Annotated in this window: 13 protein-coding genes; 7 read left to right on the top strand and 6 right to left on the bottom strand. The window is 64.8% G+C overall.

Annotated elements, in window-relative coordinates:
- The first annotated feature begins 12 nt into the window (after positions 1-12).
- The 3 genes from ACIP5Y_RS28750 to ACIP5Y_RS28740 all read left to right on the top strand — a co-directional run bounded on the left by ACIP5Y_RS28750 (position 13) and on the right by ACIP5Y_RS28740 (position 2,835).
- The gene (locus ACIP5Y_RS28750) at positions 13-1,626 is read left to right on the top strand and encodes a regulator (protein WP_400354688.1); all 1,614 of its coding nucleotides are present in this window, start codon (positions 13-15) and stop codon (positions 1,624-1,626) included.
- Between the two features lie 124 nt (positions 1,627-1,750).
- A complete protein-coding gene (locus tag ACIP5Y_RS28745; protein WP_400354686.1) occupies positions 1,751-2,380 on the top strand; it encodes a cysteine hydrolase family protein in 630 nt (209 codons plus the stop codon).
- Positions 2,381-2,436: 56 nt separating this feature from the next.
- The gene (locus ACIP5Y_RS28740) at positions 2,437-2,835 is read left to right on the top strand and encodes a hypothetical protein (RefSeq protein WP_400354684.1); all 399 of its coding nucleotides are present in this window, start codon (positions 2,437-2,439) and stop codon (positions 2,833-2,835) included.
- Positions 2,836-2,840: 5 nt separating this feature from the next.
- Here ACIP5Y_RS28740 and ACIP5Y_RS28735 read toward each other — a convergent pair whose 3' ends face one another.
- Positions 2,841-4,046 carry a helix-turn-helix domain-containing protein gene (locus ACIP5Y_RS28735; RefSeq protein ID WP_400354682.1) on the bottom strand — a complete coding sequence of 402 codons (1,206 nt, stop codon included), beginning with the start codon at positions 4,044-4,046 and terminating at the stop codon, positions 2,841-2,843.
- 241 nt (positions 4,047-4,287) lie between these two features.
- Here ACIP5Y_RS28735 and ACIP5Y_RS28730 point away from each other — a divergent pair, with 241 nt between their 5' ends.
- On the top strand, positions 4,288-4,827 hold the full coding sequence (locus tag ACIP5Y_RS28730; protein ID WP_400354681.1) for a hypothetical protein: 540 nt from the start codon (positions 4,288-4,290) through the stop codon (positions 4,825-4,827).
- A 60-nt stretch (positions 4,828-4,887) separates the two neighbouring features.
- On the opposite strand, the gene ACIP5Y_RS28725 is transcribed toward ACIP5Y_RS28730, so the two are convergent.
- On the bottom strand, positions 4,888-6,303 hold the full coding sequence (locus ACIP5Y_RS28725) for a serine/threonine-protein kinase (protein WP_400354679.1): 1,416 nt from the start codon (positions 6,301-6,303) through the stop codon (positions 4,888-4,890).
- Between the two features lie 682 nt (positions 6,304-6,985).
- Between ACIP5Y_RS28725 and ACIP5Y_RS28720 the strand changes: the two genes are divergently transcribed.
- Complete coding sequence (locus ACIP5Y_RS28720; RefSeq protein ID WP_400354677.1) at positions 6,986-7,744, top strand: GNAT family N-acetyltransferase; 759 nt, start codon at positions 6,986-6,988, stop codon at positions 7,742-7,744.
- A gap of 26 nt (positions 7,745-7,770) precedes the next feature.
- Positions 7,771-7,980 carry a hypothetical protein gene (locus ACIP5Y_RS28715; protein ID WP_397001997.1) on the top strand — a complete coding sequence of 70 codons (210 nt, stop codon included), beginning with the start codon at positions 7,771-7,773 and terminating at the stop codon, positions 7,978-7,980.
- On the opposite strand, the gene ACIP5Y_RS28710 is transcribed toward ACIP5Y_RS28715, so the two are convergent.
- The 3 genes from ACIP5Y_RS28710 to ACIP5Y_RS28700 are packed head-to-tail and all read right to left on the bottom strand — an operon-like array spanning position 7,977 to position 11,506.
- Positions 7,977-9,104, bottom strand: a complete 1,128-nt coding sequence (locus ACIP5Y_RS28710; RefSeq protein WP_400354675.1) for a glycerate kinase — start codon at positions 9,102-9,104, stop codon at positions 7,977-7,979. The genes ACIP5Y_RS28715 and ACIP5Y_RS28710 overlap by 4 nt on opposite strands.
- A 14-nt stretch (positions 9,105-9,118) precedes the next feature.
- Positions 9,119-10,420, bottom strand: coding sequence for a 2-hydroxycarboxylate transporter family protein (locus ACIP5Y_RS28705; RefSeq protein WP_400354674.1), 1,302 nt, complete (start codon positions 10,418-10,420; stop codon positions 9,119-9,121).
- 6 nt (positions 10,421-10,426) lie between these two features.
- Complete coding sequence (locus ACIP5Y_RS28700; RefSeq protein WP_400354672.1) at positions 10,427-11,506, bottom strand: tartrate dehydrogenase; 1,080 nt, start codon at positions 11,504-11,506, stop codon at positions 10,427-10,429.
- Positions 11,507-11,646: 140 nt separating this feature from the next.
- Here ACIP5Y_RS28700 and ACIP5Y_RS28695 point away from each other — a divergent pair, with 140 nt between their 5' ends.
- Positions 11,647-12,558 (top strand): LysR family transcriptional regulator, encoded by a 912-nt coding sequence (locus ACIP5Y_RS28695; RefSeq protein ID WP_400354670.1) that lies wholly within the window; start codon positions 11,647-11,649, stop codon positions 12,556-12,558.
- Between the two features lie 10 nt (positions 12,559-12,568).
- On the opposite strand, the gene ACIP5Y_RS28690 is transcribed toward ACIP5Y_RS28695, so the two are convergent.
- Positions 12,569-13,198 carry a VC0807 family protein gene (locus tag ACIP5Y_RS28690; protein ID WP_400354668.1) on the bottom strand — a complete coding sequence of 210 codons (630 nt, stop codon included), beginning with the start codon at positions 13,196-13,198 and terminating at the stop codon, positions 12,569-12,571.
- Between the last annotated feature and the right edge of the window lie 41 nt (positions 13,199-13,239).

The raw sequence follows: 13,239 nt of genomic DNA, 5'->3' as shown, positions 1-13,239 counted from the left end.
ACAGGAATTCCGATGTCCGTCGATGCCCCCGCCGGCCCGCACTCCGCCACCGCCACACCCATGCCGCTGCCGTGGTGGACCCGCGGCGACACCAATGCCTTCTTCGGCCTGTCGTTCAATATCCTCGTCAATGTCCTGACCCTGACGACCCTTTCGATCGCGGTCGTGAAGATCCCCAGCCACGATGTGCTCGGCACCATGCTGCCCGCGCTGGGCGTCGCACTGGTGCTGGGCAACTGCTACTACATGGTGCTCGCGCGCCGGCTGGCCCGGCGCGAAGGCCGCGACACCGTGACCGCGCTACCGTACGGCCCGAGCGTGCCGCACATGTTCATCGTGGTCTTCGTTGTCATGCTGCCCATCTATCTGAAAACCCACGACCCGATCAAAGCCTGGTCGGCGGGATTGGCGTGGGCGTTCATGATCGGCGTCATCGTGATGATCGGCGCCCTGGTCGGCCCCTACATCCGCCGCATCACACCGCGCGCCGCCATGCTCGGCACGCTGGCCGGTATCTCCATCACCTTCATCGCCATGCGCCCCGCCGCCCAGATGTTCGACGCCGCCTGGATCGCCCTGCCGGTCCTGGCCATCATCCTGATCGGCTTCTTCACCGATGTCCGCCTGCCCGGCAATATCCCGATCGGCCTCGTCGCCCTGCTCGTCGGCACCGCGATCGGCTGGATCGGCGGATACATGTCGGTCCCGGAGGTCACCAAGGCCGCCCACGACATCGCCGTCGGCCTCCCGACCCTCCGCCTGCACCTGCTCTTCGAAGGCCTCGGCAACCTCTCACCCCTCCTCGCCACCGCAATCCCCTTGGGCGTCTACAACTTCACCGAAGCCATGAGCAACGTGGAAAGCGCCGCCGCCGCAGGCGACAACTACAACCTCCGCAGCGTCCTCCTGGCCGACGGCTGCGGCGCAATCATCGGGTCCGCCTTCGGCTCCCCCTTCCCACCCGCCGTCTACATCGGCCACCCCGGCTGGAAAGACGCCGGTGGCCGCACCGGCTACTCCCTGGCCAGCGGCGTAGTCATCGGCTTCATGTGCCTACTCGGCCTCTTCGGCTTCCTCTCGACCATCCTCCCCATCCCCGCAATCGTCCCGATCCTCCTCTACATCGGCCTCCTGATCGGAGCCCAAGCCTTCCAAGCAGTTCCGCGCCTCCACGCGGTCGCAGTAGTCGCGGCCCTGCTCCCCAACATCGCCGAATGGGCCACCGGCCAAATCGACAACGCCCTCAGCGCCGCCGGCACCACCGCCGACAAAGTAGGCATGGACGCCCTCGGCCAAGCCGGCGTCGTCTACGACGGCATGAAAACCCTCGGCGAAGGCGGCGTCCTGGCCGGCCTGGTCTTAGGCACAGTAGTCACCTTCATCCTCGAAAAACGCTTCCGCACAGCCGCGATCGCCTGCACAGTAGGCGCCGCCCTGGCCTGGATCGGCCTCATCCACGCCGGCCAGGTCGCCTGGGCCGCAGCCCCCAAGGTCACCCTCGGCTACCTCTTCTTCGGAATCATCTGCCTGGGCTGCTCTTTCCTCCCCACAGCCCGCGCCCAATCCCAACCCACAACCGAACCGGAACCTCGCGAGACAGATGAATCGCTGAGCACCCCAAGCTGATCGAGCCGCCCAGCGGCTCCTCAGGCCCTTTCCCGCCAGAATCGACGTGTTCCCCGCTCCACTTCATCAATCCCGTTCATCATGAAGTTGGCGCGATGCCATGGAATTCGTGGGAGGAGCTGTCATGGCCGGGACGGCGTTGTTGATGATCGATATGCAGACGGGCTACACCGTCGACGACGGGGTGCGAGATGCTCTGGGCTGGCCGCCGATCTGGCGGCTGGACACCGTCATCGCCGAGTGCGCCGAACTCCTGACCGCGGCCCGGCTCGCGAGGATTCCAGTCATCTACTCGAAGCAGATGGGGAGCCCGGCCGGGTCGCTTGCAATGAATCCGCGAGCGGTCCGCCATATGCAATCGAGACAGTCCCGCGTGCCGGTGCTGTCTGCCGCACAACAGGAATACCGCCGGGAGATCATCGAAGCGGTAGCGCCGACTCCCGAGGATCTGATCCTGGAGAAGACCAGACACAGCTTCTTCGCGTACACCGAACTAGACCCGGTCTTGAGAAGTCTTGCTATCCAACGCCTTATCGTGGCCGGACTGCAGACCAATGTGTGCGTCGAGGCGACCGTACGCGCGGCATTGGAACGCAACTACGACGTTGCTCTAGCCGAGGATGCGGTCTCTACCGACGGACCCGACCTGCCCGCCGACGCACCCTGGGACCGCGCCTTCACCACCCCGAACTATGGTCGAAATCCCAACTATTGGAACGAACTCCTCGACGCGCCATCGCCTCGAACGCCGTAACTCTCGACCGCGAAGCCAGCTGGTCGTTACTGGACCGACTTCCGTATCCTGTACGTATGGGCATTGTCGCCGTTGAAGTCCTACAGGATGCCTTACAGAAGTCCTGGTCAGCGGACACCAGCAAGAGTTCCGGCTGGAACGAGCACGATCGGGCAAGGGGCCAGTGCGCGGTAACTGCGTGCGTAGTTCAAGACTATCTCGGCGGTGAGATACTGAATACGGTTGCCACGTTGCCTACTGGCGAAAAGGTTTCACACTACTTCAATGTCATAAATGGTGAGACGATCGATCTCACCGAGCAACAGTTTCCTTGCGGTACCAGGTTTACCGATCCGGCACCGAAGACCAAGGGTGCGCGGTCCACTCGTGACTATTGTCTCTCGAACGAGGACACAAAGGATCGGTATCGCCTGCTCAGTGCGAGAATCGCCAGCCGTGTCGGTATGGGCGCATGATTCGATCAGCGGGTCGTCCATCTCTCCGAGAATTCGCGCGCTTCTGGGACCGTGGAGTGTGATTGGATCGTCGCGACAAGGTCGGTGACCGCTGTGCGCAACCGCATCGAGGCAACGCTGCTTATGTTCTCGAAGTTGTCGATCAACAGTGTGCAGCCATCAGCAACAGCGCCCGCGCGAATGTAGTTCTGTGCCAACCTGATCTGCCAGGCGGTTCGCTCACGAGGATAAGCCGCAGTTCCTGCGATTGCAGATTGCAGGTATGTCTCCGCATCTCGATGGCTGCCGGACCGCATGAACGCCAACGCGGTGAGGCCATTCAGCTGTGTATCCGACAGGTAGTCGAGATAGCCTGGATCCTGCCCTCTGGTCGAGTCGTACGCCCGATGGGCTCGGCTGATCGCCGTGACCATGGCCGAACGATCGCCGATCACGCTGTAAGCCTCAGCCTCTCGGATCGCGGCCAGGGCGCGCAGTTTGGGGCCGCCATCGCGCCTGGCCGCCAATTGCGCGGCCTCGGCCAGTTGAACTCCTTCCCTCGGCCGCGAACCTTCCCGATACGACAGCAGACAGGAATTGATCCAGGCATGCGCGGTGGCGGTCGCGTCACCGGCGGCGGTCGCAGCCTGAGCGGCATCGGCGTAGTACCGCTTCGCTTCGCTCCAGCGACCGGCATCGTAGTGAATCCAACCTGCGGCGGTCATCATCTCGGCCCCCGCGCTTGTCAGGGCTTTACCGACTCTGTCGGCGTAACTGCCGTGGTCGAGCAAATGCTCGACATAGCGCACTTCATTGGCGGCTACATCGTGCAAACGGTTTCCACCGACCATCAATTGCAGCTTGTGAATTTGATTGGTGCCGTTGATGATTCTCTCGACATCAGCCACGCCGACCTTGATCCCAGCGTGCATCGTCGTGTCGTCAGCACGTCGTTGCCTTATAGCCGCGGCAGTGCCGATCGCACCGGTTTTGAGGAACGCGCGTCGGTTCACGTCCGCCTCCTCGTCGGACTCCACGACCAGCATGGAGAGGGGTACTTGCAGTGCCTTCGCCACGCGCCGCAGAACACGAACGTCGTGGACGGCCGCGCCGTCGTGCTCCAACTGTGAGACGGCCGGCTGCGTGAAGTGAATGAGAGCCCCGAGTTCCGCCTGCGTCATGCCAATGGACTTGCGCATCCGTCGGATCGCCGCCCCGGTCGTCAAGTGCATGATCGGACACCCCGCTGTGTCGCGTTGGAATGGTTGGTTTCAGATGGCTCACAGGGGTACCAGCACGTCTCGCTACTGAGCGAACTATATACCGATTTCTGTATATCCCAACCGGTTCCGGATATGCGGCAATGCCTTGAACTCATCTCGACCCTACGGTCGGTCCGGTATAGGCGCTCAGTGTCCATACCGACTCGATCCCGACCCTGAGCCTGCCTCACCAATTACGAACGGGGCAGACGTGAGCGACGAGCCACAGAGTGAAGACCAGGCGGTCGAAGAGCCAGGCACCGTTCAACGCCGGCGGCTTTTCACATTCCCCGGCGGCTTTCTCGAACTCCAGAACTACGGCGACAAGCCCGGGGGCTGCTCAGGGTTCTACCTGGAGTTCCACGGATACCTCGCACTCGACGGGCAAGAAAACAGAGGGGCGGTAATGCGTTATCAGCCAACAGCACTCGGATATCTCAGGACCGATGTATCCGGCGTAGCCCAGCTCTGGGACGAATCGCAGATCCGAAAGACGGCCTCACGGCTCGGCTACGACTTCTCCGGCATGGTCATCTACGACCCGCTCTCGGGACGACCGCCCTTGGCCAAACTGAAGGCCCAGGCCACTCGGTTGGATGCCGAGGCTGTCATCGTCCCCGGCCCCGAGCATTTCGAGAACGGGCAGGTTCCTGGCTCATTGGTGCTGCAACTCGATGTGATCGCCGTCCACCCAGAAGAGACGTACGCCCGCCGGGCCACCCATGGTGGGCCTGGCCTCCAGCAGTTTTGATGCCGCAGATCGGCTCGCGGAACTCAGCTCGATCTAGCGCGTGGCAGGCCACTCGGAGGACTAGCGTGCGGTCAGATTCTCGAGGGCTTCCTTCGCGGGGGTGTAGCCGGCTTGGGCGGATTTGCGGTACACGCGTTTGGCGGCGTCTGTGCGCCCTAGGGATTTCCATTGGTCGCCCAGGGCTTTCAGGGCGACCATATCGCCGTCCTGTTCCACCTCGCGGTAGAGGAGTTCGGCTCGGTCGTCCTCTCCCCGGGCCTCGTGCACCGTTGCCAGGTGGACCTTGCCGAGGATATGGCCGTGGTCGACGTAGCGCCGGTACCAGTAGGCGGCTTGGTTGAGGTCGCCCGCCTTCATGCACATATGACCCAGGGTGAGCATCGAGAGGGTTTCGCCGCTCTCGGCGGCTTGCCGGTACCAGCGTTCGGCTTCGGTGCGGGCGCCGCGGTTTTCGAGAAGTCGCGCCAGGAAGGACATCGAGAGGGCGTCATTCATTGCTGCGGCCTGGCGGAGTAGCCGTTCGGCTTCGCCTATATTGCCGCGCTTCTGATGATCGCGGGCACGGGCCAGCAGCTGGCCGACCTCGCCACGCCTGCGCCCGGCTCTCGGTGATCGTGAATTATCCGTGGGGACTTCCGGTTTCGCCGCAAGGGCCGGCGCTTCAGTCGTGAGCAGCGTCAATGCCTGCGGAATGGAGGGACGTAGCTCCGGTTGCTTGTCCATCAGCCGGGTGATCAGCCTGCCGAGTTGCCCGGCGCGCGCTGGCGGGGGAGCCGCGCCGAACATCACCGCCTTCATGGTTCCGTGAATCGTGTCGCGGCGAAACGGCGAAACCCCCTCCACCGCGTGATAGAGCGTGACACCGAGGGAGTACAGGTCACCGGCCGGTGTGTCGTCGCCGTCGATGCGTTCGGGCGCCATGTACTCGAACGATCCGATAATCGACTCCTTGGCGGTCAGCGTGTGATCGGAATGATGGCGGGCGGTCCCGAAATCCGTCAGCAGCACCTCACCCTCGGCAGAGAGCAAAATATTGCCCGGCTTCACATCCCGGTGAACCACGCCGGCATCATGCGCGGCCCGCAGCGCCTGCAACAATGCGCCGGCAATAGCAGTGGCTTCCACGACGCCCACCGGCCCGTCACTGTCGACCCGCTGCTTCAGGGACCGACCGGAAACCAGCCGCATGACGATCCACGGCGTCCCGCCATCAGTGACGACATCGAGCACCCCGACAATATTCGGATGGTCGCGCAACCGTGCGGCATTGCGGCCCTCCCGCTCGGCCCGAGCCACTCGCTCGGCATGCTCCGCACTCGACTCTGCCTGCGGCAGCAACACTTCCTTCACCGCGACATCGATCCGCGACCGCTCGTCACGCGCCTTCCACACGGTCCCGAACCCGCCACTACCCAGCTTCTCGATCAACCGGTAGCGCCCGGCGAGCACCCACCCCGGTCGTCCCACCGCCGACATGAAGGCCCCTAGCAGTTCTGTGCCCCAGCAACATTCGGAACCAGTCAACCCTACTCGAACCCGGGCATCCCCGTCCCCCTGCATGCGCTCCCGATCATCACCCTGTCCGAGGTCCGGCACAGTCCGGACATCACCAACAGGAAAGATCAACGGAACACTGCGAAGGGTACTTGCCGGAATCGGCTACGGCAGAGTTCTTTTCGTCGTCCATGTCTTAGCGGAAGGCGCGTTCGAGTGGCACCTCAGCGTGCAATTCTGTCCGGATTTTGGACGGTGAGGTGCCACTCGGTCCTCGGCAATATTGCGAGTTCCGTCGGCCACGACTAGACACGGCCAGTTGACCTTCTACCGCATCGCGCTGGCTGGTTCGGTCAGTACGCAGGCAGAGGCGGACGTTCCGGTGTGTGGTGGTCTCGCCATTCCCGACCCGCCCTCTCACACCTCAGTGCGGAGCCGCCCACCGCGCCGGGCCCTTCGCTATCACCCCAAGAGTCACAAGTATCACGGATGCCCGGCATGGTCGCAGACGAATCGAGCAACCCCGACTACGGTTCCATGTGGCCACGCACCAACCAGGACGGTCCGAGGCGGACTCCTGGAGCAGTTCGATCATCGGAATGGACGTCTACGTTCCCGAATCCGATGATCGGACGTGACCGCGGCCTTGGGCCACACTGGAGCGATGCGGATACGGCGTCTGGAATCCCATGCGGATCTGCTGGCGGTGGCGACCGCCGACCATCTTGTCTCCGCGAGCCTCGAGCCGTACCAGTTCACCGTGGCGTGGGCCGGTGGCGACGGGACTGTTGCCTTCGGCGGATCCGACCGAGGTCCCGGTCTGGTCGAGTGGCTGACGGTGATCGGGGCCGGCGCGTCGGAGCTGCTGTCGCGTGCCCTGGCCGAGTTGCCTTGCCCGCCGCAAGGGATCTCGGTTCCGAGGGGGACTGACCTGGGTGGTCTTCGTCTGACCGGCTACGAGCAGTGGGATCAGATGGTGAGAAGCCGTGATGCGGGGATCATGGCGCGGTTGCCGGGCGAAGCGCGGGTCCTCGTATCGGCGCCGGATCCATTGGTGGATAAAGAAATTCGTGAGCTGCTCGCGCTCGCCAATCCGACACATTCGGTGCGCCCCGGCGACTCGGAGATCGAGCTGTGGGCGGTGGTCCGAGACGAGGCGGGTGCGCTGGTGGGGTGCGGGGCGTACTGCCGCCGTGGCGGCGTCGGCTGGCTGGCTTCCATCGCGACCCTGCCCTCGGCGCGGGCACAGGGCATCGGCGCCGCGGTCAGTGCTCGGTTGACCCGTCACTCGCTCTCGGCGGGCGATCGACTCTGCGCGCTGCATCACTGGCACCCCAACGAATCCGCGCGCCGCATCTATCTGGGCCTGGGCTATACAACCACGCATCGGATGACCAGTGGGGAGATCGACTGTGCCGCCTGATCGCCGTGCGGGATTACTGTGGCGGCGTGGGATTCAGCGAATACGGACCGGGTGACGTCGTCTACTTCCCGGAGGGGCCGTTCAGTGGGGTGTGTGCGGTAGTGCAGGAGGTCGATGCGCGGCGGGAGGAGCTGCGCATCGACTTCCGGGAGGGCACCGTGCATCGGGAAGGCGGCGTGCTGCGGGAGCAGCGACACAGCTTCACCGTGGGGTTCGACGAGGTCGAGTTGCTTTAGAGGCGGTAGGTATCGGCGATCTGATGGCCCATGCGTTCCAGCAGGAGCTCGGTGAGCGGGCGGTTTCGGCTCGTGTCGAGCGCAGTGCTGTCCGCGAGGGCGTGGACGTGCGTGAAACCTGCTGTGGACCAGTGATTTCGGGGGAGGGTACTGCGGCCCGCTACCGCGATCACCGGAATCGGGGCTGCGCGGCCGGCGATGACAGTCGGTAGTTTGCCGTGGGCGGATTGGTCGTCGAGGCTACCTTCGCCGGTGATGACCAGGTCGGCTCCCGCCGCATGTGTGTCGAAATCGAGTAGGTCGAGGAAGAATTCGGCGCCCGAGATCATGCGGGCGCCGAGGAGGGCTGCGGCGAAACCGATTCCGCCGGCGCTTCCGGCGCCGGGCGCCGTAGCGAGAGATTGAGCTTGCGGAAAACTGGACTCTGCAAGGACTTTGGCGAAGTGCGATAGGCCTCGATCCAATACGGCTGTGTCGTTGTTCGATGCACCCTTCTGCGGGCCGAAAACGTGCGCCGCACCGCGCGGGCCCGTCAGGGGATTGGTGACGTCGGAGGCAACGATGAGTTCGACGCCCGTCAGGTCGATTGCCGAACTCGTGTCGATCCGTGCGAGCGCCGAAAGCGCACGCCCGCACGGGTACAGCGGTCGCCCGGCTGCATCCAGGCCGCGGATGCCGAGGGCTGTCAGCAGCCCAAGTCCGCCATCGGTGCTGGCGCTGCCGCCGAGAGCCAGCACCAGCCGGGCCGGCCGGTGCCGCAGAGCCTGCCGGACCGCCTGGCCGAAACCGAGGCTGGAGGCGTCGAGTGGGCTGAGCCGGCCGCTGGGCAGGGTGGCGAGACCGCAGGTGTCCGCGACCTCGACCAGCGCTGTCCGGGCATTCGGTAGTCCGTCGGAGACGGCGATGCGGGCTCGATGCGGCAGACCGGTCGCACCCGCCACCGTGACGGTGTGTGCGGTGTAGCCGGCTCGAATTGCGGCCGCCACACTGCCGTCGCCGCCGTCGGCCAGTGGTAGTTCTACGGGGTGGGCGCCTGCGGCGGAGAGGCCGCGGGCGAGGCAGTGGGCCACTTCGGCGGCGGAGAGGCTGCCTTTGAACTTGTCGGGTGCGATCAGTACGCGCATGGGGAGGTTTCCGGTCAGCTGAGTAGGCGGATGAGCCAGGCGGCGGTGATCACGGTGGTCACGCCGCCGATGCGGGTGGATATCTGGGCGAAGGGCATCAGGTTCATGCGGTCGGCGGCGGAGAGGATCGCTACGTCGCCGGTGCCGCCGAGGCCGCTGTGGCAGACGGTGACCAGCGCGGCGTCGACCGGGTACATGGCGATGGCCTTGCCGACCAGGAAGCCGGTGAGGGCCATGGTGAGAACGACTGCGGTGCAGGCGATCACGTAGCCGGGGGACAGGACGGACATGACATTGTTCAGCGGGAGGTAGACCATGCCGAGGCCGACCATGGTGGGGAAGATGAAGTATCGGGAGATGATCGCGTAGACGGCCCGCGCGTCCGCCTCGACGGACTGCGGGAAGATTCCGAAGAGCTTGCACAACACCGCGAGGATGATGACCACCACCGGTGCGGGTAGATGGATCAGCTTCTCCAGCAGCGAGGCGAAGACGAACAGGCCCGTGATCATCAGGACCCCGAGCGCGTGATTCGGTTCCCGATCTGACGGTGACTCTTGCTGCGGCACAATGAACTCCGGCGTCGCCTCGTGAACGAGCCGCCCACCGCCATCCCACTGCGGCCGCTTGTCACCGAGCCGGCGCAGCACACCGGCGGTGATGATCGCCGCGATATTCCCGATGATCGCCGCCGGAATCAGTTCCGCGACATAGCTTCCGGACTCACCACCGAGCGCCGAGGCGTATCCGGAGGACAGCGGGATCACCCCCTCTCCGATACCGCCGCCGAGGATCGGCACCACGATATAGAACAGCGACCGGTGAAAACTGTTGCCGAACAACATCGCCACACCGAGCCCCACCGCCACCGCCACGACCGTGCCCGCCAGCAGCGGCGGGAAGATCCGCACCAGCCCGCCGAGCATGAGCTTGCGGCTCATGCCGAGAATGCTCCCCACCACCAGGGTGGCGATCACGAAATACAGGAAGTTCGCCTGCTTCATCAGCGCGGACACCGCCCGCACCGTATTGCCGTCGAACGCCCCGGCATACACCAGAATCGACGGCGCCATCAGGCAGACCAGCGCCCCGCCGCCGATGCGCGAGATGATCGGCAGCCGGTTACCGAGCGGGCCGAGCAGCATGCCCAGCCCGACGATCACCGCCAGCCCGCCGATCATGTTCTCCGGTATCGCCCGGCACACTCCCGCCACCAGGACGATCACGGTGAGCACCAGCGGGACCGGCAGCGGCACCCCGTCGATCTCGGGTATCACACGCCATGCGGCCCGCGGGGCCTTGCTTGTGGAACTCACTGCGGCTCACCGGATTTCCAACGCTGCCCGGATCGCCTTGCCCAGCGACTCGGTGGTGCCCGTGCCGCCCACGTCAGGGGTCAGTACATCCCCGCCGGCCGCGAGCACGGATTCGATCGCCGCCAGGACGGCGGCGGCCGCCGCATGCTCCCCGAGATGCTCGAGCATCATGGAGGCGCTCCAGATCTGCCCGATCGGATTGGCGATCCCCTTGCCGGCGATATCCGGAGCCGAACCGTGCACCGGCTCGAACAGGCTGGGGAAGTGCCGCTCCGGGTTGATGTTCCCGCTCGGCGCGACACCGATGGTGCCGGCGCAGGCGGGCCCGAGGTCGCTGAGGATATCGCCGAACAGGTTGCTCGCCACCACCACGTCGAACCAGTCGGGGTGCAGGACGAAATTCGCGGTCAGAATATCGATGTGGTACTGGTCGACCGCGACATCGGGGAACTTCGCCGACATTTCCGCCACACGCTCGTCCCAGTAGGGCATCGAGATGGAAATGCCATTGCTCTTGGTGGCCGAAGTCAAATGCTTACGTGGCCGCCGCTGCGCCAATTCGAAGGCATACCGCAGGATTCGATCGACGCCGGTCCGGGTCATCACCGTCTCCTGCAGCACGGTTTCGCGTTCGGTGCCTTCGAAGATCCGCCCGCCGACGCTGGAGTATTCACCCTCGGTGTTCTCCCGCACCACATAGAAATCGATATCGCCGGGCGCGCGCCCGGCCAGCGGGCTGGCCACGCCCGGCAGCAGCCGCACCGGCCGCAGGTTCACATACTGGTCGAAGTGCCTGCGGAACTGCAGCAGACTGCCCCACAGCGAGATATGGTCGGGCACCACCTCGGGCCAGCCCACCGCGCCGAAGAAGATGGCGTCGAAGGATTTCAGCTGATCGAACCAGCCGTCGGGCAGCATTTTGCCGTGTGCGGTGTAGTAGTCGGCGCTGGCATAGTCGAAATACTCGAGATCCAGGGTGAAATCGAAGGCGGCCGCCGCGCCCTCCAATACTCTGATGCCCTCCGGTACAACCTCTTTCCCGATGCCGTCGCCGGGAATGATCGCGATTCGGTGCTGTGTCCCCATCGTTGCGGATCTCCTCACTGCCGATCAGGGTTCGGTGTTTGTCGGCTGGATCACAACGGTAGGCTGCGGTATCCCGGGAGTGAAAGTCCGGACAGCGCAAGAGACTTTTTCCCGCTCGGAAACAGTGACCGGAGGTATGCGTGCGCAGTGGACTCGGCGATGACATTCTGTTCTTCGACATCGTCGCCCGCTCCCGGAGCCTGACCGAGGCCGCGCGCGAATTCGGCGTCTCGGTGTCGGCGGTGAGCAAGCGGCTCGCCCAGTTGGAAGCCCGGCTCGGCGTCCCGCTCATCCAGCGCACCACCCGGCGCTTCACGCTGACACCCGAGGGTGAACGCTATGCCGCCGGCGCCGCGCGGCTCGCCGCCCAGCTCGAGGAACTCGAGGACTCGATCGCCGAACAGCACGACGACCTGCGCGGCAGATTGCATGTGCGCTCCACCATCGGACTCGGCCGTGCCCACATCGCCGACCTGGTCGCCGAGTTCGTCGCCCGGCATCCGGCAGTGCAGGTCGACCTCGAACTGTCTGCCGTACCCCTGAATATCGCCGGGACCGGTTTCGATCTCGATATCCACGTCGGCCCGCTCCCGGATTCGCGCCTGACCGCCAAACGCCTCTGCCGCAACCGTCGAATCGTCTGCGCCGCACCGGCATACATCGCCGAACACGGCGCCCCGGCGGATATCGCGGAACTCGAACAGCACAACTGCATAGTGCTGCGCGAGAACGAAAGCGATTACGTCCTCTGGCGATTCATCGAACCCGACCGCGGCGAGACCGCCATCCGTGTCGCCGGCAACCTGGTGAGCAATGACGGTGATGTGATCACCCGCTGGTGCCTCGAAGGTCGCGGCCTGATCATGCGTTCGCTCTGGCATGTCGCGCCACTGCTGCAAGACGGGTCGCTGGTCCAGGTACTGCCCGGCATTCCCACCCCCAGCGCCGACGTCTACGCCGCCTACGTCAGCGCGGCAGTCCTCCCACGACGCACGAAGGCCCTGCTCGACCATCTCGAGCAGGGCCTGAATGCCAGGATCGGGCAATACTGATCGTCGCGTGTTACGAGCTGACAGCGGGCTGCGCCGCGGCCTGATTCCGCCGGGCCGAGATCACGGTCCACCCGAACAGCAGGGTGAACACCGCCACCATGAGCACCTGGGAAGCCGGTGCCGCGAGCCGCACCGGCAGGGCGTAGATGGCCGCGATGCGCAGCGAGGCATCGATCAGCAATGCGATTCCCCACACCAGCGAGACCCGGTACCAACGAGCCCACATGGCACCGGTTTTCGCGGTGGCCTCGAATTCCGCCTGCTCGGCGGTCCCGGCCGAGCGGGCGAAACGCTGGGCCGCGTAGAAGGCCAACGGCCGCTTGATGATGCAGCTGCCGACGAAGATCAACCCGGCCGTGCCCGACATGGCGCAATCCTTGACGAGCACGAACCGGGCATCGCCGGTGGCGAAGGTCAGGGCCAGGCTCGCGCCGAACAGGGCGAGCAGGAACAGCGCGAACGGGTCGAGGCGGCGCTGCCGCACCCCTACCCACACCATGCGCAGACCCGAGACGAGGGTGCCGATGAGCAGTGCGAGGTAATTGCTCGCACCGCACAGGTCGGCAATGAAGTAGGCGATGACGGGCAGGCCGACGTCATAGATCAGAGTGGAGGCGAGGCCACGGACAGCAGAAGGCATGACAGCTCCCGATTGGTTTTTGAGAAATAGGCCGAATGAAA

The sequence above is a fragment of the Nocardia sp. NPDC088792 genome (genome assembly GCF_044750615.1).
Lineage (GTDB): Bacteria > Actinomycetota > Actinomycetes > Mycobacteriales > Mycobacteriaceae > Nocardia.
Note: the sequence above shows the minus strand (reverse complement) of the source record. Positions and strands in the feature narration are given on the sequence as shown.

Coding starts and splice junctions, on each gene's coding strand:
- ACIP5Y_RS28750 (WP_400354688.1), top strand. CDS start 13: ATGTCCGTCGATGCCCCCGCCGGCCCGCACTCCGCCACCGCCACACCC.
- ACIP5Y_RS28700 (WP_400354672.1), bottom strand. CDS start 11,506: ATGGGGACACAGCACCGAATCGCGATCATTCCCGGCGACGGCATCGGG.
- ACIP5Y_RS28745 (WP_400354686.1), top strand. CDS start 1,751: ATGGCCGGGACGGCGTTGTTGATGATCGATATGCAGACGGGCTACACC.
- ACIP5Y_RS28690 (WP_400354668.1), bottom strand. CDS start 13,198: ATGCCTTCTGCTGTCCGTGGCCTCGCCTCCACTCTGATCTATGACGTC.
- ACIP5Y_RS28735 (WP_400354682.1), bottom strand. CDS start 4,046: ATGCACTTGACGACCGGGGCGGCGATCCGACGGATGCGCAAGTCCATT.
- ACIP5Y_RS28725 (WP_400354679.1), bottom strand. CDS start 6,303: ATGTCGGCGGTGGGACGACCGGGGTGGGTGCTCGCCGGGCGCTACCGG.
- ACIP5Y_RS28710 (WP_400354675.1), bottom strand. CDS start 9,104: ATGCGCGTACTGATCGCACCCGACAAGTTCAAAGGCAGCCTCTCCGCC.
- ACIP5Y_RS28740 (WP_400354684.1), top strand. CDS start 2,437: ATGGGCATTGTCGCCGTTGAAGTCCTACAGGATGCCTTACAGAAGTCC.
- ACIP5Y_RS28720 (WP_400354677.1), top strand. CDS start 6,986: ATGCGGATACGGCGTCTGGAATCCCATGCGGATCTGCTGGCGGTGGCG.